This window comes from Corynebacterium sp. AOP36-E1-14, from assembly GCF_052377495.1.
Lineage (GTDB): Bacteria > Actinomycetota > Actinomycetes > Mycobacteriales > Mycobacteriaceae > Corynebacterium.
Genome location: NZ_JBQSWV010000010.1, coordinates 69,271 through 88,898 on the forward strand (window position 1 = coordinate 69,271; position 19,628 = coordinate 88,898).

Here is a 19,628-nt window from a genome sequence, read left to right on the forward strand (position 1 = left end):
CGCTTACTCCCCGTCGCCGCGCCAAATGGCCATGTCCATGCGCGCGATGCCGTAGGTGCGCTTCTTGAGCTTCTGGTTGGTCTTCTCGAAACCTTCCGGCCAGCTCACCTCCGCCGAGGCCACGTGCCGCTCGATCACGACGACGGCGTCGCGCATCAGCGTGGGCACCAGGGCTGCGACCATCTCGTCGACGGCCTCGTCGGAGAGGTCGTAGGGCGGGTCGGCGAGCACCATGGTGAAACGGTTGTGCGGCGCGGTGCCCAGGAAGCTGGACGCCTTGGCCTCCACCACGTGCACGTTCGGGTGTCCGACGGTCGCGGCGTTGGCACGGATCGTCTCGCAGGCCTGGTGGTTGTCGTCGACCAGGGTGACCTCGGCGGCGCCGCGCGAACCGGCCTCCAGGCCCAGGGCACCGGAACCGGCGAACAGGTCGAGCACGACCTCGCCCTCGAAGCCGAAGCGGACCTGCAGCGAGGAGAACAGTCCCTCACGCGCCCGGTCGGCGGTGGGACGGGTGACGTCGGCGGGAACCTTGATCTTCCGGCCGCGTGCGGTGCCGGAGATGATGCGTGTCACGGCGGATCAGGCCTCCCCGAGGACGAGGATCAGGTCCCCGCCGTCGACGCGCGCGTAGTCCTCCACGGCCCCACGGCGGACCACGCCGGGCCCCGGGGCGTCCACGGCACTCTCGAGCTTGGTGGCCTCGACCACGGCGAGTCGGTCTCCCGTGGCGACGGTCTGGCCGTCCTCGACGGCGAATCTGACGATCCCGGCAAAGGGGGCGTGAATGTCCATGGTCGCTGATTCTATCGTGCCGGGGTTCGCACCCGCCGCCCAACTCCACTGCCGTCCAACTCCAGCCGACTCCAGCCAACTCCAGCCGACTCCAGCCAGCTCCGGTCAGCTGCGCTCGATGTACTCCTGGTCGCCTTCGGTGAAGTCTGCCGCCAGGGTGCGCGCCAGGGGCTCGTCGTAGGCGACGAGGTCCTCGGCGTAGCGGCGTGCCTCGGCGACGGTCTCGCCGTCCTCGGCGAGGTCGAGCAGCCGGGCCCGCCGGTCCCGGGCACCGGACTGGTGCTCGCCCAGGACGTCGCCCTCGGTGCGGGTACGCAGGTCGAGTTCTGCCAGTGCGAAGCCGTCGGTGGTTGCGGCGACGGCCTCCAGCCGCCGGTAGGACGCCGCGGCGACCGGGGTGGTCTCCTCCGCCTCCGGGTTCACCGTGGTCGTCAGGAAGCACAGGGATTCGGCCGTGCCTCGCCCGACCCGGCCGCGCAGCTGGTGGAGCTGGCTGACGCCGAAGTTCTCGGCGTCCATGATCACCATCACCGTGGCGTCGGGGATGTCGACACCGACCTCGACGACGGTGGTGGATACCAGCACGTCGACCGCGCCGCTGGCCAGCTCGTCCATCACCTCGGCCTTGTCGGTCATGCGTCCGTGCAGCCGGCCGATGCGCAGACCCTGCAGCGGGCCGGCCTCCAACCGGTCGGCCACGTCGTCGACCCCGCCGAACCCCTCGATCTTCGGCACCACCACAAACACTCGGTGCCCGTCGGCGACCTGTTCACGGATCACGGCGAACAGCCGCTCGACCCAGGAGCGTTTCCACATCGGCACCACGTGCGTGTGCACCACGCCACGCCCTGCCGGGGAGGTGTCGAGGGTGCACATCGACAGGTCGCCGAACATGGTCATCGCCACGGTGCGTGGGATCGGTGTGGCGGTCATCACCAGCAGGTGCGGGGTGCGCTCCACCGGGGACTCCTCGCGCAGCTTGTCACGCTGGCGCACGCCGAAGCGGTGCTGCTCGTCGACGACGACCATGCCCAGGTCGTAGAACTCCACGGCGTCCTGGATCACCGCGTGGGTGCCGACCACGATGTCGGTGGTGCCGGAGATGACGTCGAGCAGGGTGTCACGGCGTTCCGACACCGGCTGCGACCCGGTCAGCAACGAGACGGTCACACCCGTGCCCGCCAACAGTCCCGTCAGGGTGCGGTAGTGCTGGGCGGCGAGGACCTCGGTGGGCGCCAGGAAGGCGCACTGGGCGCCGGAATCCACGACGCGCAGCATCGACAGCAGGGCGACGATCGTCTTGCCCGAGCCCACGTCGCCCTGCAGCAGCATGCTCATCGGCGACTCGGTGCCCATGGCCTGCCCGATGGTGTCCAGGGCCGCCTGCTGGGCCTCGGTGAGTTCGTAGGGCAGAGCGCGCACCAGCGTGGAGTAGCGCGACTCGTCCTCGATCGCCACCACGGCACGCCCGTGGCGGGCGGTGGTGTCGGCCCGACGCAACGCCATGACCAGCTGCAACGCCAGAGCCTCGTTGAACTTCAGCCGGGTGCGGGCGTCCTGCGCGGGTACCTCCGACCCCAGGCCGGACGTCTCCTCCGGGGGACGGTGGATGTCGTGCAGGGCGGTGGCGAAGTCCACCAGCGCCCGGCCCTGCACCGCCGGCCAGCGCGGTGCGCCTGTCGCGTCGGACGGCGCGGGCAGCATGTCGGCGGGCCGTCCCATCGCGTCGAGGACGTGGGCGGTCACCGCCATGACCTCGGCACCGGTGGTCCCGGTGCGCCGCGGATACGTGGGCAGCCACGGCACGGAGAGGATCTCCTGCGCCGCGCGCATGCCCCCGGCGACCTCGACGATGGTCTCCAGCGGGCCGAAGGCGCCGAACGCCGCCTCGTAGGCCTCCCCCTCCAGGGGGCGCCCGTCCGGGCCGGGCCCGGGGTGCAGGGTGATGTAGCTGGGGTTGCGCAGCTGCCACTCCTCGCGGAAGAGCTTGAGTTTGCCCGACAGCATGAGTTTGGCGCCCACGGTGATGAACGGCTGGTGGCTGCGCGCGGCACCGAACAGGGCCGAGGAGAAGTCCTCCCCGTTGACCCGGACACGGAAGGCGAGGATCTCCCGCGGGCCCTTGCGCCCACGGTTGTCCTGCAGCTGCGACCAGGTGACCTCGCCGAGGCAGGTCAGCAGTTCGCCCTCGACGAGGGCGTCCGTCCACACCTCCCCGGCGCTCGCGCCTGGCCCGTCTGTCCCATCTGTCATGGCCCCGGTGCCGCTGGTGTGCACGTAGCTGACCGGGAAGTTCATCAACGCCTGTCCCAGGGTCGACAGCCCGGGTTTGCCCGCGAGTTTGCGGGCGCGCTCGGGCGAGACCACCAGGCTCAAGGGCCGCGGATCATCCCACCCGAGCATTCACTCCACCCCCACCTGCACGCCGGTCCCCAACCCGCGGACGCGGTAGGAGTGCAGTTCCACACCCGGGTGCTCGGCGCGCAGGGACTCGATGGCGGACGCGACGGGGTCGGCGCCCCCTGCGCCGTCCTCCCCCGTCCCGACCTCGCCGTCCTCTCCTGCGAGGTCGTACAGGACGGTGACCAGTTCGCCACCGTCGGCAAGCAGCCCGGTGACCATCGTGGCCACCAGGTCGGCGACGTCGGACCCGTCAGCCCCGTCAGCCCCGTCGGTCTGACGCCAGCGTTGGGCGGACACGGCGTCCGCCATCTCCTCTGCGTTCTCGTCGAGGTCCGCGGTGGGACTGTAGACGGCCATGGCCGCCAGCCCTCCGACGAAGGACTCGGTGTCCACCACGGTGGCCTCCCAGTCCGAGGACGCCAGGCGGCCGAAAAGCTCGGCGGTGTCCTGCCCGTTGGTCAGCACGATGCAGCCGGTGCCACGTCGTTCGAACTCGGCGATCACCGTGGCGGTGTCGCCGGCCGTCGCACCCGCGGTGGCGAACATGCCGCGCAGTCCGCCCTCCGGGACCAGGGCCAGCACCGGTGCGCTCGGACGCTCCTCCTCGGCGGGTTCGACGAGGGGCAGGGCCTCCAGGGACAGGTCGGTGACCTCCCCGGTGGCGAAGGCGAGTTCGATCAGCGGGCCACCGGCGGTGGTGTGCACGTGGACCCGCCAGGTGCCGTCGGACTCGCCGGGCACGATGACCACACTGTTGCCCCGGGTGTTCAGCTCGCCGCGCAGGGTGTCGAGGTGCTCCTCGTCGGCGCGCAGGGTGAACATCACCTCGATCTCGGCCCTGGCGGCGCCCTCCGGCGTCCGCTGCGACGACTGCGCACCACTCTCGTCGGCCTCGTCGGCCGGCCGGGAGCCGTCCTGCGGGGACGCGGTGGTCCGGCCGGCGTCGGCCGGGGTGTCGGCGAAAGCATCGGTGAGCGCGTCGACGAGAGCGTCGAGGATGACCACCAGTCCCCTGCCACCGGCGTCGACGACCCCGGCAGACGCCAGGGCGGGCAGCTGCGCGGTGGTCTCGGTGAGGGCCTCGGCCGCGGCGTCGCGCGCGGCGCAGGCGATGTCCACCGCACTGACCTCCGAGGCGTCCTGCCCGGTGCCCTCACGCTCGGCGACGATCGCCGAGGACGCCTCCGCCGCGGCGTGCAGCACCGAGATGATCGTGCCCTCCACCGGGGCGGACACCGCCCGACGCACGAGCTTCTCCGCCCGGTGCAGCATCCCGGGGATCGCACCGGCCGACAGGGCGTCCTTGCCCGAGGCGGCGGCGGAGTCCGCCAACGCCCGCAGGAACTGGCTCAGCACCAGCCCGGAGTTGCCGCGGGCACCGGTGACCGCACCGGCGGCCAGCGAGGCCGCGACGTCCGCCACACTCGTCGCGGCGACGGCCTGCGACCCGGCCCGACCATGGTCCTGGTGCATGCGGTCGACGGCCGAACCCATCGTGGCGGTCATGTTCGACCCGGTGTCGGAGTCCGGGATGGGGAACACGTTGAGTTCGTTGATCTCGTCCTTGTGCTCCGCCAGGCCCGCGGCGGCCTGCTCCGCCCAGCTGGCGACGTGTGCCCCGGTCAGCATGCCTGCTCCTGACCGGACAGGTCCCAGTCCACCGGGTCCGCACCCTGCTCGGCGAGCAGGTCGTTCGCGCGGGTGAACGGGCGCGAGCCGAAGAACCCGCGGTAGGCCGCCAGCGGCGACGGGTGCGGCGACAGGATGCAGCGATCGCGCCCCACGACGTCGGCCATGTCCTGGGCCTGACGACCCCACAGCACCGCCACGAGCGGACGGGACGCCAGACTGCGCACCACCGCCGCGGTGATCTCCTCCCAGCCCTGGCCGCGGTGACTGTTCGCCGACCCCGCGCGCACGGTCAGCACCCGGTTGAGCAGCATCACCCCGGCGTTCGTCCACGGCGACAGGTCCGCCGTACGCGGCCGCGGCAGCCCCAGGTCCGACTCGTACTCGGTGAAGATGTTCACCAGCGACTTCGGCACCGGTGAGGTGTCCGCCGTCGAGGAGAACGACAGGCCCACCGCGTGCCCCGGGGTGGGGTACGGGTCCTGGCCGAGGATCAGCACCCGTGTGCCGGTCGCCGGACCCGCCAGCGCGCGGAAGATGTTCTGCGGCGCCGGCTGGACGTCCTCGCCCTCGGCGATACGCCCGGCGGTCCACTGCGCCATCGACTCCAGCGCGCCGGCCCGCAGGCCGGACGCGGCGAGCTCGTTGCGCCACGACGGGTGCACCGTCGCCAGGATGCGACCCGCCAGCTCGTCCTGCGGCTCGCCTGTACCTGTGCCTGTACCTGTACCCGTGTCAGCCAAGGGAGTCCCAGCCTCCCGTGTAGATCGGCGGCTGGCCGTCGACCGTCACCCGCGGCAGGTCGGACCCGCCGGACACCTCGTGCACCACACCCAGCCTGCGGTAGCCCGCCGGCACGTCCTTCGCCGTGGTGCCCACCAACGTGTGGTCCTCCCCACCGGTGAGCACCCACTGCCACGGGTCCACGCCGAGAACCTCACCGGCGTAGTAGAGCTGCGCGTCCGGCGTCAACGACGCCCCGTCCAGGTCCAGCTGCACGCCGGAACGCTCCGCCAGGGTCGTCAGGTCGCGCAGCAGCCCGTCGGAGTTGTCCGTCATCGACGACACCCCCGCCGCCCTGGCCACCGAACCACGGCCCACGACCAGCTCCGGGGCGCAGTGACGGCGCACCAGGTCCTGCAGCACGGCGTTGTCCGGCACCGCCTCACGCGAACCGAAGTACCGCAGGATCGCCTCACCGGCCGCAGAATGCCCGATGACCCCGCTGGCGATCACCTCGTGGCCGGGCTCCGCCCCCGTGATCGTCATCGCCGGGTCCGGGCCGGCCAGCACACCGACCGCCGTGACCGAGACCACCAGCTGTGTGGAGGACACCACGTCGCCACCGACAAGTTCCACCGCCCAGGGTGCGGCGGTCTCCCCGATACCGCGGGCGATCTCCGAGACCATCTCCAGCTCCAGGTCCGGCGGGGTGGCCAGCGACATCAGCACCGCCGTCGGACGTCCGCCCATCGCCTGGATGTCGGCGAAGTTCTGCGTCACCGCCTTGGCACCAACCTCGAAGGGGGTGGACCAGTCGAAACGGAAGTGCACGCCCTGCACCAGCACGTCCGTGGTCGCCAGGTGCCGGGAGTTCGGCGGGGCCGGGTCCAGCACGGCGGCGTCGTCACCGTTGATCTCGCTGGGCGCCGCCTCACGGATGGCGGCGATCGTCGCCGCCTCACCGGCCTGCGCCACGGTGAGCTTGCCGGAGGTGTCTGCCGTCATCGGTCTCCTCGAATCATCACACACCGTGGGTGACACGACTGCCGGAACGGTTCACCGGCCCCGGCGGTCGGGTCCTGCACCCGCGGGGCCGTAGAATCATCCGCATGTCTTCACGGTCTAAGGTCACCGATCAGGGTAGCAGCACCTCCGGACACGGAATGCCACGACGCAGCGGTGTCGCCCTCGCCCTGCTGATCGCGGTGGTGTTCGTGGTCTTCGTCCTCGTCGGAGCGAAGATCCTCGTGGACCGCAGCGTCTACACCCTCGTCGCCATGGGCCCGGTCGACGCGCCGGACGCCGACAGCTCCGCCTGCGCCGACATCACCGGCGACCTGCCCGACCGCATCGGCGACTACCGCGACGTCGGGGTCGCCGACCCCGCCCCCGAGGGGTCCGCCGGCTACCGCGACAGCGGCGGCACCGAGCTCTCCCTGCGCTGCGGGGTCGGCGCCCCCGCCCAGTACACCGAACTCAGCTCCACCGAGGAGTCCGGCGGCGAACAGTGGCTTCCCATCGCCGACGCCACCCCGGGATCCGGGCTGACCACCTGGTACGCCGTGGGGCACTCCCCCGTGGTCGCCGTGACCACCGACGGCCGGCTCACCGCCGCCGACCTCTCCGGTGTCGGCGAGTCGATCAGCGCCCACGGCGACGACACCGACGCCCCCACCCCCGGCGACGTACCGCTGGCCGGGCTCGCCGAGCAGGACGACGCCGACGCCGCGTCCTGCACCGCCCTCGAGGACGCCCTGCCCGATTCCCTCGGCGAGTACCGTCGCATGGGATCCGGGGAACCGGAGGGCTCGCTGGTGTGGGTCGCCGAGGCCCGCGAACCGGTGGTGCTGCGCTGTGGCGTGGAGCTGCCCGACAGCTACGAGGCCGGCGCACAGCTGACGCAGATCGACGAGGTGCCGTGGTTCCAGGACACCGCGCTGGCCGAGGGGTCCACCGCCGGAGTCTGGTACGCGCTGGGCTACGCCGAGACCGTGGCGGTCTCGCTGCCGCTGGACGCGGGCAACAGTGTGCTCACCGCGGTGTCCGAGGCCATCGACGGGCATCTGGAGCGCACCGCCGAGCGCTAGGCCGGGCGCTCCTCTCGACCACATGTCATCTCAGTCATGCCCCAGGCCAGATCCCGGCGGTTTTCTGCCCTGGGGCATGACTCAGATGACAGTGCCCCCCTCTGCCCCCTCTGCCCCCTCTGCCCCCCTGCGACCCGGCGACCCGGCGACGACGCTAGTGGCGTGCCGCCCCGCGCTACCCGGGCCTACCCCGCCAGGGCGTGAGCGATGAGGATGTCCAGCAGGTCGGTGTACTCCACCCCGCTGGCGGCGAACATCTTCGGGTACATGCTGATCGGGGTGAACCCCGGCATGGTGTTGGGCTCGTTGAGCACCGGACCGTCCGGCGTGACGAAGAAGTCCACGCGCGCCAGGCCCGAGCAGCCCAGGGCGCGGAAGGTCTCCACCGCCAGACGGCGCACCTCGGCGACCTGCTCGTCGGGCAGCGGCGCGGGGATCTCGTAGGTGATGATGTCGTCGAGGTACTTGGTGTCGAAACCGTAGAAGCCCTCCGGCCCGTCACCGGTGCCCATCAGCATCGACGGGTAGGACGCCTGGATCGTGCCGTCCGGGTACTGCAGCACACCGCACTCCACCTCCGGTCCCTGCAGCATGGACTCCACGAGCACCTTGTCGTCGGCGGCCAGCGCGGTCTCCAGGGCAGCCGGGAAGTCGGCCCAGTCGTCGACCTTCGAGATGCCGATCGACGAGCCGCCGCGTGCCGGCTTCACGAACACCGGCAGCCCCAGGGCGTCCTGCTCCTCGGGCGTGAGGACGCGCCGCTCGGTGACGATGACCTCGTCACCGACGGGCACGCCGGCGTGGCGGGCGACGGCCTTGGTGTACTGCTTGTCCATGCACGCCGCGGAGGCGAACACGCCGTTGCCCACGTAGGGCACGTGGGCGAGCTCGAACAGGCCCTGGACGGTGCCGTCCTCGCCGTTGACCCCGTGCAGGACGGGGAAGACCACGTCCACCTCAGCGTAGAGGGAACCGTCGCCGAAGCGCAGCTGCCCGCCGCGGCGTCCTCCCCGGCCTCCCCTGCCGCCGAGGTCGAAGTTCACCGAACGGCCGCCGGTGACCTCCGGCAGTTCCCGGTCGTGGACGCTCAGGGCGTCCAGGTCAGTGGTTCCCTTGACCCACACGCCGTCGCGCGTGATGCCGACCGGCACGATGTCGTAACGGTCGGGGTCGAGGTGGGCCATCACCGCACCGGCGGAGATGCAGGACACGCTGTGTTCGGTGTTCTGACCTCCGTAGACAACGGCAACGGTGGTTTTCGCCTGGTTCGTGGGGGTATTCACGGGGACCAAGTGTAGCGCCCGGGGCGGCCCCGGCGGTCACTCGGCTTTCTTCGTGCGTCCCATCAGGTCGCGGATGGCGGTCGGCACGTCCCCGCCGTGGTGGCAGACCCGCACGACCTGGCGGGTGATCGGCATCTCCACCCCGTGTGCCTCGGCGAGCTCGGCGACGGACATGCTGGAGATCACGCCCTCGGCGACCTGTCCCTTCGTCGCACCGGAGGCCTGGTCCAGGGACTCGCCCATGCCGAGGCGCTCGCCGAAGGTGCGGTTGCGCGACAGCGGGGAGTTGCAGGTGGCCACCAGGTCGCCCATGCCCGCCAGGCCGGCCATGGAGCGTTCCTGGCCGCCGAGGGCCACGGTCAGGCGGGTGATCTCGGCGAGCCCGCGGGTGATCACGGTGGCGATGGTGTTGTGCCCCATGCCCATGCCGGCGGCCATGCCGCAGGCCAGGGCGATGACGTTCTTGCACGTGCCGCCGACCTCGCAGCCGATGACGTCGTCGTTGGTGTAGGGGCGGAAGTAGGCGGTGGCCAGGGCGGACTGCACCAGCCGGGCGCGGCGGTCGTCGGTGCAGGCCACCACGCTGGCGGCGGGTTGCTGGCGGGCGACCTCCACCGCCAGGTTCGGCCCCGAGAGAACCGCCACGCGTGAGGCGTCGACCTCGGCGACCTCGGCGATGACCTCGCTCATCCGTCGTCCGGTGGAGTGCTCGATGCCCTTGGCGAGGCTGACCAGCGTCGCGTCGGACGGGATGAGGTCCCGCCACTGCTCCAGGTTGGCGCGCAGCGACTGCGAAGGGACGCCGAGGAAGACGACGTCGGCGCCGTCCAGCGCCTCGGCGGCGTCGGTGGTCGCGCCGATCGAGGACGGCAGGACGGTGTCCGGCAGGTAGGTACCGTTGGTGTGGTCCCGGTTGATCTCCTCGGCGATCTCCGGGCGACGGGCCCACAGCGTGACCGCCGGACGTGCCGCCGAGCCGGTCGGTGCCGAGCGCGCACCTGCCTCGGTGTCCGCGCAGACCTTGGCCACCGTCGTCCCCCAGGAGCCGGAGCCCATCACCGCTACGCGAACCATATCTGCCGTGCTCCTCTGTGTCGTGGGTGGCGGTCGCCGTCATCGGGTGGTGTCGCCTTATGCCGGGGACTTCCCGACTACGTGCCCCACACCGGTCACCGCTAATGTGGGTGAGAGGAAGAGATTCCGCCGTATCTGCTCCCCAACATTGAACCATGACGCACCCGGTCCGTGGTGACGGCACGACCGGACCGGTGCGCTCGGGAAGGCGTCACCCTTGATCAGCCACACCGGCACCGGAGACCTGTCCACCTCGCTGGCTTCGAGAAACCTCGAGGACGACTCCCCCGCCGCCCCCGTCACCGGTCACGTCGCCCGGATCGGCAGCACCCCCGCCGACGAGTTCGAGCGCCCCGTCTTCGCCGCCGGTGCGGTGCTGTGGCGGCGCACGGTGCCCCAGGGCCCGGGTGCCCCGGAGACCGCCGGCAGCGCGGAGGGGCAGGACGCGATCGAGATCGCGGTGATCCACCGTCCCCACTACGACGACTGGTCGCTGCCGAAGGGCAAGGTCGACCCCGGCGAGAACCTGGTGGAGACCGCCACCCGTGAGATCGCCGAGGAGACCGGCTACTCCCCCACCCTGGGCTGGCTGCTGGGCCATGTGCACTACCCGCTGGGCAACAAGACGAAGGTGGTCTACTACTGGACCGCCGAGGTCACCGGCGGCGACTTCAAGGACAACAACGAGGTCGACGAGCTGCACTGGCTCTCCCCGGAGGACGCGAAGGCGAAGGTCAGTTACGACGCCGACCGCGACGTGATCGGTGCTGCGCTGGAGGTCCTGGCGTTGGGCTGCACCCGACGGGTGCTCTACGTGCGCCACGCCAAGGCGATGTCGCGGGACAACTGGAAGCAGGACGACAACCTGCGACCGCTGACGAAGAAGGGCTACCTGCAGGCCACCTCCCTGCCGGCGGTGCTGGAGGGTTACCGTCCGCGCACGGTGTCCTCGGCCACCCCCGAGCGCTGCCGCGCCACGGTGGAGCCCACGGCCGCCTGGTTGAACCTGGACATCGAGACGGACGTGAACCTCGGCGACGCCGCCCTGGCGCACTCCCCTCGTACCGTGATGGAGGCCCTGGTCAGGGCGAGTTCCGCGCCGGTGAGCGTGGTGTGCGCCCAGGGTGAGATCATCCCGGCGGTCGTCTCCGGGCTGGCGCAGGACGCCGGCTTCGAGGTCGAGGACCTGCGTGCCAAGAAGGCCAGCGTGTGGGTGCTGCACTTCGGGCAGGGCGACACGCTGCTGGGCGCGGACTACCTGGCGTCCCCGCTGCCGGTGCGCTGAGGCTGCACCGCTTCAGTCCTGCTCAGCCCTGCAGCAGGATCTCCCAGCTCACGCCGAAGCGGTCCACCCCGCGGCGGGTGTGACCGTCCAGCCCCAGTTCACGGCCGAGCACCTCGGCCTGCACCGGGGTGTCGCAGTACACCCGGAAACTCACCGCGTCGGTGAAGGTGAAGGGCTGTTCGGTGGCCGAGTCCATCATCGAGAACCAGGTCCCGAGCAGTCGCACGTCGGCGAACATCACCGAGCCGGCGACCGCGGGGCCGTTGTCCTGCGGGTAGGTGACGATGGTGCCGGTTCCGGTGCCTCCGGCCCCGTCAGGACCGAAGACCTCGGCGAACACCCCGGTCCACAGCTCGCGCGCCTCACCGGCCCGGTTCTGTGCTTCCCCGCCGAAGAGGAAGGACGGGATCAACGCCGGGCGTGGGGCCCCGGCCGGATCGGTGAGCATGACCTGCCAGCTCATCCCGTACCTGTCGAGCACCCAGCCGTAGCGGGCGCTGAAGGGGTACTCGTCCAAGGGCATGAGTACGGCCTGGGCGTCCTCGGCGAGTCCCTCCCAGATGGTGTCGAGGACCGCGCGTGCGCGCGCCTGCGCCGCCTGCTGCGCCTCCGGGGTGGCGTCCGGTGACCAGCCGAAGAACGACGGGTCGACGTTGACCATCATGTTGGTCGCAGGAGAGATCCCCTCGGCGCCGGAGGTATCGGCGGCGTCGGCGGCGTCGGTGAGGTGCAGTCGCATGCCGGCGACGAAAAGGTCCACGCCCTCGTCGGTGGCCGTGCCCCCGGTCGCCCCGAGTTCCAGGCCCGCCTCCTCGAAGGGGCGGAAGACGTCGGTGTAGAACCGGGCCGCCCCGACGACCCCGTGGTCGCCGACCTGCAGGCGCAACCGCGGGACGATGCGCTGGTGGTTGCCGGTGGTGTGCTGGGTCATGCCCTCCGAGGGTACGACATCTCAGCCGATCAGCGGCTTGAATCCGGGGCGGGTGGCCTCGAAGTCGCTGATCGCCGCCTCGTCCTGCAGGGTGATGCCGATGTCGTCGAGGCCGTTGAGCAGCCGCCAGCGGGTGTCGTCGTCGACCTCGAAGGCGAAGACGTGCTCTCCCAGGCTGGCGGTGCGCGCCTGCAGGTCCACGGTGATCTCCACACCGGGGCGCTGCTCGATGAGCTTCCAGATCAGCTCGATGTCCTCGGCGGTCATCGTGGCGGCGAGCAGCCCGTTCTTGGCGGTGTTGCCGCGGAAGATGTCGCCGAAGCGTGGGGAGAACACCACGCGGAACCCGTAGTCGAGTAGCGCCCACACGGCGTGCTCGCGGGAGGAGCCGGTACCGAAGTCGGGTCCGGCGACGAGCACCGAGGAGGCCACGAACGGCTCCTGGTTGAGGACGAACTCCGGGTCACGGCGCCAGGACTTGAACAGCCCGGACTCGTAGCCGGTCTTGGTGACCAGCTTGAGGTACTCGGCGGGCACGATCTGGTCGGTGTCCACGTTCGAGCGGCGCAGCGGGCAGGCCACGCCGGTGTGGGTGCTGAACTTCTCCATGGTGCGCTTACGCTCCCTTCTCGAGGTTCTCGGACGCTCCGGACGCTTCAGGCAGGTCGGCGGGGCTGGCGAGGTGGCCGAGCACCGCCGTCGCCGCGGCGACGGGCGGGGAGACCAGGTGGGTACGTCCTCCCTTGCCCTGGCGTCCTTCGAAGTTGCGGTTGGAGGTGGACGCGGAGCGTTCGCCGGGGGCGAGCTGGTCGGGGTTCATGCCCAGGCACATCGAGCAGCCGGCGGTGCGCCACTCCGCCCCGGCGTCGAGGAAGACCTTGTCCAGTCCCTCCTGCTCGGCCTGGGTCTTCACCGCGGTGGAGGACGGCACGACCATCATCTGCACCGACGGGTCCACGCGGCGTCCGCGCAGCACGTCGGCGGCGGCGCGCAGGTCCTCGATGCGGCTGTTGGTGCAGGAGCCGAGGAAGACGGTGTCGATGCCGATCTCGCGCAGCGGGGTGCCCTGCTCCAGGCCCATGTACTCGATGGCGGACTCGGCGGCGATGCGCTCGGTCTCGTCGGTGATGTCCTCCAGGTACGGCACCGCGGCGTCCAGCGGCAGGCCTTGGCCAGGGTTGGTGCCCCAGGTGACGAACGGGGTCAGCGCGGCACCGTCGATCTCGACGACGGTGTCGTAGGACGCCCCGTCGTCGGTGGGCAGCGAGCGCCAGTAGGCGACGGCGTCGTCCCAATCCTGGCCGGTGGGCGCGTAGCGGCGTCCCTTGAGGTAGTCGAAGGTGACCTCGTCGGGGGCGATCATGCCGGCGCGGGCGCCGGCCTCGATGCTCATGTTGCACATCGTGAGCCGCCCCTCCATGGACAGCTTCCTGATGGCCTCGCCGCGGTACTCGATGATGTGGCCCTGGGCGCCGCCCGTGCCGATCTTGGCGATGATCGCCAGGATCAGGTCCTTGGCGGTGACCCCGGGACGCAGTTCCCCGGAGACCTCGATGGCCATGGTCTTGAACGGTGCCAGCGGGAGGGTCTGGGTGGCGAGCACGTGCTCGACCTCGCTGGTGCCGATGCCCATGCCGATGGAGCCGAAGGCACCGTGGGTGGAGGTGTGCGAGTCGCCGCAGACGATGGTCATGCCCGGCTGGCTGGCGCCGAGCTGCGGGCCGACAGTGTGCACGATGCCCTGCTCGCCGTCGCCCATGGAGTGCAGGACGACCCCGTACTCCTCGCAGTTCCTGCGCAACGTCTCGACCTGCAGGCGTGAGACCTTGTCCTCGATCTCGAGAAGGTTGCCGGAGTGCACGCCCAGGGTGGGCACGTTGTGGTCCTCGGTTCCCAGGGTGAGGTCGGGCCGGCGCAGCGGCCGGTTGTTCTGCCGCAGTCCGTCGAAGGCCTGGGGGCTGGTGACCTCGTGGATGAGGTGCAGGTCGATGAACAGCAGGTCGCGCCCACCGTTCTCCCCCCTGGTCACGACGTGGGCGTCCCACACCTTCTGTGCGAGGGTGCGCGGGGCGTGCGTGGTGGTGTCGTCTGGGTGCGTCTGCCGGGTCACAGCATTCACAGTTCTCTCCTCGTGCTTGCTCGCTGCAGTCGTCCGGAGGTTCCGGTCGTCGCCCGCCCGTCACTGCGGGGCAACCTGGAAGTTCCACTGGTTGGAATGTATAGTATCAGATCATGGGAAACCCCTTCGTCACCGAGACGCCCTCACCCACGCCTACTGCGGCGACCGCGACCACCAGCGGTATCCAGGTCCTCGACCGTGCCCTGCTCATCCTGGGCATCGTCGCACGGCGCCCGCACAGCCTCTCCGAACTGTGCGAGACCACGGGCCTGCCCCGCGCCACGGCGCACCGCATCGCCGTCGCGTTGGAGAAGCACCGCATGGTCACGCGGCTGGAGGACGGCCAGTGGACCGCCGGACCGGCACTGGCCGAGCTGGCACCGAAGTCCTCGACCCGTCTGGACGAGGCGGCCGAGCACGTGCTGCCCGACCTGGTGGAGCGCACCGGCGAGGCCGTGCAGATCTACAAGCTCTCGGGCCACGAGCGCGTGTGCATCGCCACGGCGGAACCGCGCCAGGGCCTGCGGGACACGGTACCAGTGGGCAACCGGCTGACCCTCACCGCAGGCTCCGCGGCGAAGGTGCTCGTCGCCTACTCCCCCAAGGTCTTCCAGGACGACGTGCTGACCTCGGCCCACTACACCGCCGAGGACCTGGAACTGGTGCGCGCCGGCCAGATCGCCGAGTCCGTGGGCGAGCGCGACGCCGCCCTGGCCAGCGTGTCTGTACCGGTGCGGGACGCCTCGGGCGTCATCGCCGCCCTGTCGATCTCCGGGCCGGCCGAGCGCATGGGCCCCTCGCCCGCCGCCCGCCACCGCGAGGCCCTGCAGCACAGCGCCGCCGAGCTGGAGCACTACCTGCGTTGATCGGGAGATGATGGCCTGGGGGTGATACGGGGCGGTCTGGGGCGGCTCCCATGCCCGTGTTTCCGATATAGCCTGCGCAATGCGCAGGGGTGTCCTACGCTGACACGGACAATACCGCCGTGCCTCACACCGGCACCAACGAATGGAGACCCATTATCCTCGGTAGCTTCGGAATCAACGAACTCGCCGTCATCGTCCTGGCCGTCGCGTTCATCGCGGTCGTCGTCTGGGCCGTGGTGAAGGTCATCAAGTACCTCTCCTGACGGTCCCACAACCCCGCGCTACGGGTGGCCTTCTGAAAGCAGACCAACAATAGCGTGAGGTATCAGCGACGGGCCGGGTACCCGACCCCGGACATACGAAAAGCCCGGTCACGAAGACCGGGCATTTCGACTACTACTTTGTACCCCGTACGGGATTTGAACCCGTGTTACCGGCGTGAGAGGCCAGCGTCCTAGGCCGCTAGACGAACGGGGCAGGAACTAACGTATGTCGTCCAGCAGGGCACCGTGGCCGCGCTGTGCAACGGGGAGAACTATATATGACGATCCACATCGGCACCTAATCACCGCCGTGACGTGCAATGATGGTGACATGAACCCGCTCACCACCACGCAGCTGCGGGGCCTGCGCCTCACCGCCCAGCTGCTCGCCCCCGCCGCGGCTCGTCCCCCACTGCCGGACTCCCCGCACGGGCAGGACGCCGCAGTCCACGCCGTCGCCGCGCACATGCTCGCCAGCCAGGCGCAGAACCTCCCCGCGGGCGTCCGCGCACTGGGACTGCGTGCCGGTGCCCCGATGCTCACCGAGGAGGATCTCACCGTCGCCCACGTGGTGCGCAGCTGGTCGCAGCGCGGCACCCACCACCTGCTCGCCGCCGAGGACGTCCGCTGGCTCACTCGCCTGTGCACCCCGCGGGTACAGAAGGCCTCGGCGAAGCGACGTGGACAACTGGGCCTGTCCGACGAGGACGTCGACGTATGCCGCACCGCTCTGCTGGACGCGCTGGCGGCGTCCTGCACTCCCCTGGCCCGCAGCGAGGCCTACCAGGTGTTCGCCCGCGCCGGCATCGACCCGGAGGGCGGCCGCGGGCCGCACATGCTGCGCCACTTCGGCGGGGAGGGCGACATCGTCCAGGGCCCGCGTTCCTCGGCCGCAGGACGCCCCGAGGACACCTTCGTGCTGCACGACAGCGTGGTGACCGACCCGCGGAACCTCGACGGGGAGGACGCACTGCGCGAGCTCGCCTGCCGCTACTACCGCTCGCGCGGCCCGGCCGGCGTCAAGGACCTGGCGTGGTGGTCGGGGCTGACCGTGCGCGACGCCCGCGCCGCCACCGCCCTCGCGCTCGCCACAGGAACGGTCATGGAGGGCTCCACGCAGGACGGACGCAGCGTCCTACTGGCCGACTGGCAAGTCGACGTCACCGCCGCTGAGATCACCCAGGCTCTGGCTCTGACGTTGGAATTACCCGCGTTCGATGAGTACCTGCTCGGCTACGCCGAGCGCTCGGACGTGATCTCGGACGCGGTGGCCGGCGAGGTCGGCCCCACGAAGAACGGGCTGTTCCACCCCTGCCGCGTCGAGGCCGGGGCCGTCACCGGCCGGCTGTGACAACTGAGGACGGTCAAGGACAGTCAAGGACAGCCGCCTACTCGGAGAGCAGGCGCGACTGCTCCTCGGCGACGGCGGCCAGGTCCTCGTTGCTGAGGTAGTCGCGGTCGAAGCGCTGCCACGGCTGCTCCACCATGCGCCACACCCCGGTCGTCCGGTCGCAGAACGGGTGCGCGGCACGCACCCAGCGCATCCACGGGGCGATCTCCCCGGTGTCCGGGTCGATGCGCGTGTAGTGCAGGACCGTGCAGTTGAAGATGGTCATCTCCTTGTCCTTGTCGCAGCGCAGGAACTCCTCGTCGCTCCAACGCTCCAGGACCAGGCGGGTGGACCACATGAAGTCTCCGTGGGTCACCACAAGCACGTTGTCCTCGCTGCTCTCACGGTGCAGGGTGCTGAGCATGTTGCGCACCCGGTTCTCCGCGACGTTGGCGATCGACTCCCCCGCCGGCGGCGCCCAGTACAGCGGGTCCTTGCGGCGCAGCAGGGCGTTGTGGGCGTACTGCTCCTCGAAGACCTTGCGCGGCAAGGGCGAGATCTCACCCCAGGAGCGTTCACGCACCACCCGGTTCTCCTCCCACAGCGCACCGTCGAGCTGGAGGTTCGCCGCGGTCTCCCGGGTACGCACGTACGGGGAGGTGATGCAGCGGTCCAGCGGGTCGACGTTGTCGGTGATCCACCGTCCCGCCGCGTGCGCCTGGGCCACACCGGCGTCGGTCAGACGCCATGAGCGGTCGGCGACCAGCATCGTCTCCTCGCTGAAGAGTGCCTGGTCGCCGGCCTTGTCCGCGCGTTGGATCACGTTGGCCTCGCTCTGGCCGTGGCGGACGAGGATCAGGTTCTTCGGCATGGTCACCCCACCCACCCTAGACCTTTCGCCTAGGAACAGTTGCACCCCCTTCTGCTCCGGGGATACCCCGACCCCGGACATGCGGAAAGCCCGGTCCGAAGACCGGGCTTTGCCGTTTCACATACCTTGTACCCCGTACGGGATTTGAACCCGTGTTACCGGCGTGAGAGGCCAGCGTCCTAGGCCGCTAGACGAACGGGGCAAGAAAACGAACTGCACATCATGTTCAGCGTTTCCGCTGGCCTACCAGGACTCGAACCTAGAACGACGGTACCAGAAACCGCTGTGTTGCCAATTACACCATAGGCCAATCGTTGCTGTGCTCCGCGGTGTTCCCCGCGCTGCCTTGCAACGGTGGATACTATAACCAGAGCGCTCGCACACTCGCAAACTGCCAGGTCAGGACGCCGATCGCGGCGTCCTGCGCCCGCTGCGACCGGCGTACGCCGGCTACAACCCTGTTATTCGGCGGCGACGTACAGCGTGACCGCCCGTGCGGCACGCAGACGTGCCAGCGTGGACTCGCGTCCCAGCAGCTCCATCGACTCGAACAGCGGCGGGGACACCGCCGCGCCCGAGACCGCCACCCGCAGGGCCCCGTAGGCCTTGCGCGGCTTGAGTTCCATCGAGTCGATCAGACGCGCCGACAGGGCCGCCTCGATCTTCTCCGTGACGAACCCCGCGTCACCGAGAGACTCCAGCGCCTCGATCTCCTCGATCGCGGCGTCCAGGACCTCCACGGCTTCCTCCTTGAGGTTCTTCTTCGCCGCCTTCTCGTCCAGCTCCAGGTCCGCGTCGGCGGTGACCAGGAAGCGCAGCAGGCCGTCGGCGTCGCCGAGGGTCTTGATGCGGGTCTGCACCAGTTCCGCGGCGAAGGCGAACTTGTCGGCCGGGTAGTCGGCCGGGAAGCCCTTGTACTCCTCCAGGTAGCTGCGCAGGCGGGTGGTGAAGTCCGCCAGGTCGAGCAGGCGGATGTGGTCGGCGTTGAGCGCCTCGAGCTTCTTCTGGTCGAAACGGGCCGGGTTCGGCTTCACGTCGGCGACGTCGAAGTTCGCCACCAGCTCGTCCACGCCGAACACGTCCTGGTCGGCGGACAGGGACCAGCCCAGCAGCGACAGGTAGTTCAGCATGCCCTCGGGGATGATGCCGTTGTCGCGGTGGTTGAAGAGGTTGGACTCCGGGTCACGCTTGGAGAGCTTCTTGTTGCCCTCGCCCATCACGAACGGCAGGTGCCCGAAGGTCGGGGTCGCATCCGCCACGCCGATGCGCACCAGCGCCTCGTACAGGGCCAGCTGGCGGGGCGTGGACGGCAGCAGGTCCTCGCCGCGCAGCACGTGGGTGATCTTCATCAGCGCATCGTCCACGGGGTTGACCAGGGTGTACAGCGGCTGCCCGTTGGAACGGGCGACCACGAAGTCCGGCACGGTGGACCCGTCGACGTTCATCTCGCCACGGACCAGGTCGTTCCACGTCCAGGTCTTCTCCGGCATGCGCAGACGCCACACCGGCGAACGGCCCTCGGCCTCGAAGGCGGCGACCTGCTCGGAGGTCAGGTCCCGGTCGAAGTTGTCGTAGCCCAGCTTGGGGTCACGGCCGGCGGCGCGGTGACGCTCCTCGACCTCCTCGGCGGTGGAGTACGCCGGGTACACGTCGCCGGACGCCTTGAGCTTCTCCAGCACCTCGACGTAGATCTCCATGCGCTGCGACTGGCGGTACGGGCCGTGCGGGCCGCCGGGCTCGCCGACCCCCTCGTCCCAGTCCAGTCCGAGCCAGGTCAGGGACTCGACGATGGCCTCGTAGGACTCCTCGGAGTCCCGGGCGGCGTCGGTGTCCTCGATCCGGAACACCAGCTTTCCGCCGGTGTGCCGGGCGTAGGCCCAGTTGAACAGTGCGGTGCGGACCATGCCGACGTGCGGGGTCCCGGTCGGCGAGGGGCAGAAACGAACGCGAACATCACTCATGGTGCACT

At 70.1% G+C, this 19,628-nt stretch carries 18 protein-coding genes and 3 tRNA genes; 5 read left to right on the forward strand and 16 right to left on the reverse strand.

The genetic code is table 11. The annotated features are described in order from the left end of the window. Window positions 1-3: 3 nt before the first annotated feature. The 6 genes from ACT3TD_RS06605 to ACT3TD_RS06630 all read right to left on the reverse strand — a co-directional run bounded on the left by ACT3TD_RS06605 (window position 4) and on the right by ACT3TD_RS06630 (window position 6,555). Window positions 4-576, reverse strand: a complete 573-nt coding sequence (locus ACT3TD_RS06605; RefSeq protein WP_301441853.1) for an RsmD family RNA methyltransferase — start codon at window positions 574-576, stop codon at window positions 4-6. Between the two features lie 6 nt (window positions 577-582). Then, window positions 583-795: a biotin/lipoyl-containing protein gene (locus ACT3TD_RS06610; RefSeq protein WP_301441854.1), complete on the reverse strand. Its 213-nt coding sequence runs from the start codon at window positions 793-795 to the stop codon at window positions 583-585. 105 nt (window positions 796-900) lie between these two features. Then, window positions 901-3,198 (reverse strand): ATP-dependent DNA helicase RecG, encoded by a 2,298-nt coding sequence (locus ACT3TD_RS06615; RefSeq protein ID WP_301441855.1) that lies wholly within the window; start codon window positions 3,196-3,198, stop codon window positions 901-903. Beyond that, on the reverse strand, window positions 3,199-4,827 hold the full coding sequence (locus ACT3TD_RS06620; RefSeq protein WP_301441856.1) for a DAK2 domain-containing protein: 1,629 nt from the start codon (window positions 4,825-4,827) through the stop codon (window positions 3,199-3,201). It lies immediately after the preceding gene. Then, a complete protein-coding gene (locus ACT3TD_RS06625) occupies window positions 4,821-5,570 on the reverse strand; it encodes a uracil-DNA glycosylase (RefSeq protein ID WP_301441857.1) in 750 nt (249 codons plus the stop codon). Before ACT3TD_RS06625 ends, ACT3TD_RS06620 begins: the two co-directional genes overlap by 7 nt. Next, window positions 5,563-6,555, reverse strand: coding sequence for a thiamine-phosphate kinase (locus ACT3TD_RS06630; protein ID WP_301441858.1), 993 nt, complete (start codon window positions 6,553-6,555; stop codon window positions 5,563-5,565). Before ACT3TD_RS06630 ends, ACT3TD_RS06625 begins: the two co-directional genes overlap by 8 nt. A gap of 104 nt (window positions 6,556-6,659) precedes the next feature. Between ACT3TD_RS06630 and ACT3TD_RS06635 the strand changes: the two genes are divergently transcribed. Then, window positions 6,660-7,637 (forward strand): DUF3515 domain-containing protein, encoded by a 978-nt coding sequence (locus tag ACT3TD_RS06635; protein WP_301441859.1) that lies wholly within the window; start codon window positions 6,660-6,662, stop codon window positions 7,635-7,637. 185 nt (window positions 7,638-7,822) lie between these two features. Here ACT3TD_RS06635 and ACT3TD_RS06640 read toward each other — a convergent pair whose 3' ends face one another. Further along, a complete protein-coding gene (locus tag ACT3TD_RS06640; protein ID WP_441582071.1) occupies window positions 7,823-8,920 on the reverse strand; it encodes a D-alanine--D-alanine ligase family protein in 1,098 nt (365 codons plus the stop codon). 36 nt (window positions 8,921-8,956) lie between these two features. Then, on the reverse strand, window positions 8,957-9,994 hold the full coding sequence (locus tag ACT3TD_RS06645) for an NAD(P)H-dependent glycerol-3-phosphate dehydrogenase (RefSeq protein ID WP_301444183.1): 1,038 nt from the start codon (window positions 9,992-9,994) through the stop codon (window positions 8,957-8,959). Between the two features lie 217 nt (window positions 9,995-10,211). On the opposite strand from ACT3TD_RS06645, the gene ACT3TD_RS06650 reads away from it, so the two are divergent. Then, complete coding sequence (locus ACT3TD_RS06650) at window positions 10,212-11,279, forward strand: NUDIX hydrolase (protein ID WP_441578848.1); 1,068 nt, start codon at window positions 10,212-10,214, stop codon at window positions 11,277-11,279. A gap of 22 nt (window positions 11,280-11,301) precedes the next feature. On the opposite strand, the gene ACT3TD_RS06655 is transcribed toward ACT3TD_RS06650, so the two are convergent. The 3 genes from ACT3TD_RS06655 to leuC are packed head-to-tail and all read right to left on the reverse strand — an operon-like array spanning window position 11,302 to window position 14,329. Then, entirely contained in the window at window positions 11,302-12,210 is a 909-nt protein-coding gene (locus ACT3TD_RS06655; protein WP_441578847.1) for a VOC family protein, read from the reverse strand. 21 nt (window positions 12,211-12,231) lie between these two features. Beyond that, window positions 12,232-12,819, reverse strand: coding sequence for a 3-isopropylmalate dehydratase small subunit (gene leuD / locus ACT3TD_RS06660; protein ID WP_301443718.1), 588 nt, complete (start codon window positions 12,817-12,819; stop codon window positions 12,232-12,234). A 7-nt stretch (window positions 12,820-12,826) separates the two neighbouring features. Next, window positions 12,827-14,329 carry a 3-isopropylmalate dehydratase large subunit gene (leuC, locus tag ACT3TD_RS06665; RefSeq protein ID WP_441582069.1) on the reverse strand — a complete coding sequence of 501 codons (1,503 nt, stop codon included), beginning with the start codon at window positions 14,327-14,329 and terminating at the stop codon, window positions 12,827-12,829. 113 nt (window positions 14,330-14,442) lie between these two features. Between leuC and ACT3TD_RS06670 the strand changes: the two genes are divergently transcribed. Together ACT3TD_RS06670 and ACT3TD_RS06675 are read left to right on the forward strand one after the other, a co-directional pair. Beyond that, window positions 14,443-15,195 (forward strand): IclR family transcriptional regulator, encoded by a 753-nt coding sequence (locus tag ACT3TD_RS06670; RefSeq protein ID WP_301443719.1) that lies wholly within the window; start codon window positions 14,443-14,445, stop codon window positions 15,193-15,195. Window positions 15,196-15,314: 119 nt separating this feature from the next. Next, window positions 15,315-15,458: a hypothetical protein gene (locus ACT3TD_RS06675; protein ID WP_301443720.1), complete on the forward strand. Its 144-nt coding sequence runs from the start codon at window positions 15,315-15,317 to the stop codon at window positions 15,456-15,458. A gap of 141 nt (window positions 15,459-15,599) precedes the next feature. Here the strand turns inward: ACT3TD_RS06675 and ACT3TD_RS06680 are convergent. After that, window positions 15,600-15,672: transfer RNA gene (locus ACT3TD_RS06680), tRNA-Glu, on the reverse strand. A gap of 117 nt (window positions 15,673-15,789) precedes the next feature. Between ACT3TD_RS06680 and ACT3TD_RS06685 the strand changes: the two genes are divergently transcribed. Next, window positions 15,790-16,809 carry a winged helix DNA-binding domain-containing protein gene (locus ACT3TD_RS06685; protein WP_301444085.1) on the forward strand — a complete coding sequence of 340 codons (1,020 nt, stop codon included), beginning with the start codon at window positions 15,790-15,792 and terminating at the stop codon, window positions 16,807-16,809. A 37-nt stretch (window positions 16,810-16,846) separates the two neighbouring features. Here the strand turns inward: ACT3TD_RS06685 and ACT3TD_RS06690 are convergent, their stop codons facing one another. From ACT3TD_RS06690 to gltX, 4 genes are all read right to left on the reverse strand, one after another. Further along, window positions 16,847-17,659, reverse strand: coding sequence for a histidine phosphatase family protein (locus tag ACT3TD_RS06690; RefSeq protein WP_444614760.1), 813 nt, complete (start codon window positions 17,657-17,659; stop codon window positions 16,847-16,849). Between the two features lie 129 nt (window positions 17,660-17,788). Then, a tRNA-Glu gene (locus ACT3TD_RS06695) sits at window positions 17,789-17,861 on the reverse strand. Window positions 17,862-17,897: 36 nt separating this feature from the next. Next, a tRNA-Gln gene (locus tag ACT3TD_RS06700) sits at window positions 17,898-17,969 on the reverse strand. Window positions 17,970-18,120: 151 nt separating this feature from the next. Continuing rightward, a complete protein-coding gene (gltX, locus tag ACT3TD_RS06705; RefSeq protein ID WP_441582068.1) occupies window positions 18,121-19,620 on the reverse strand; it encodes a glutamate--tRNA ligase in 1,500 nt (499 codons plus the stop codon). Window positions 19,621-19,628: the final 8 nt, after the last annotated feature.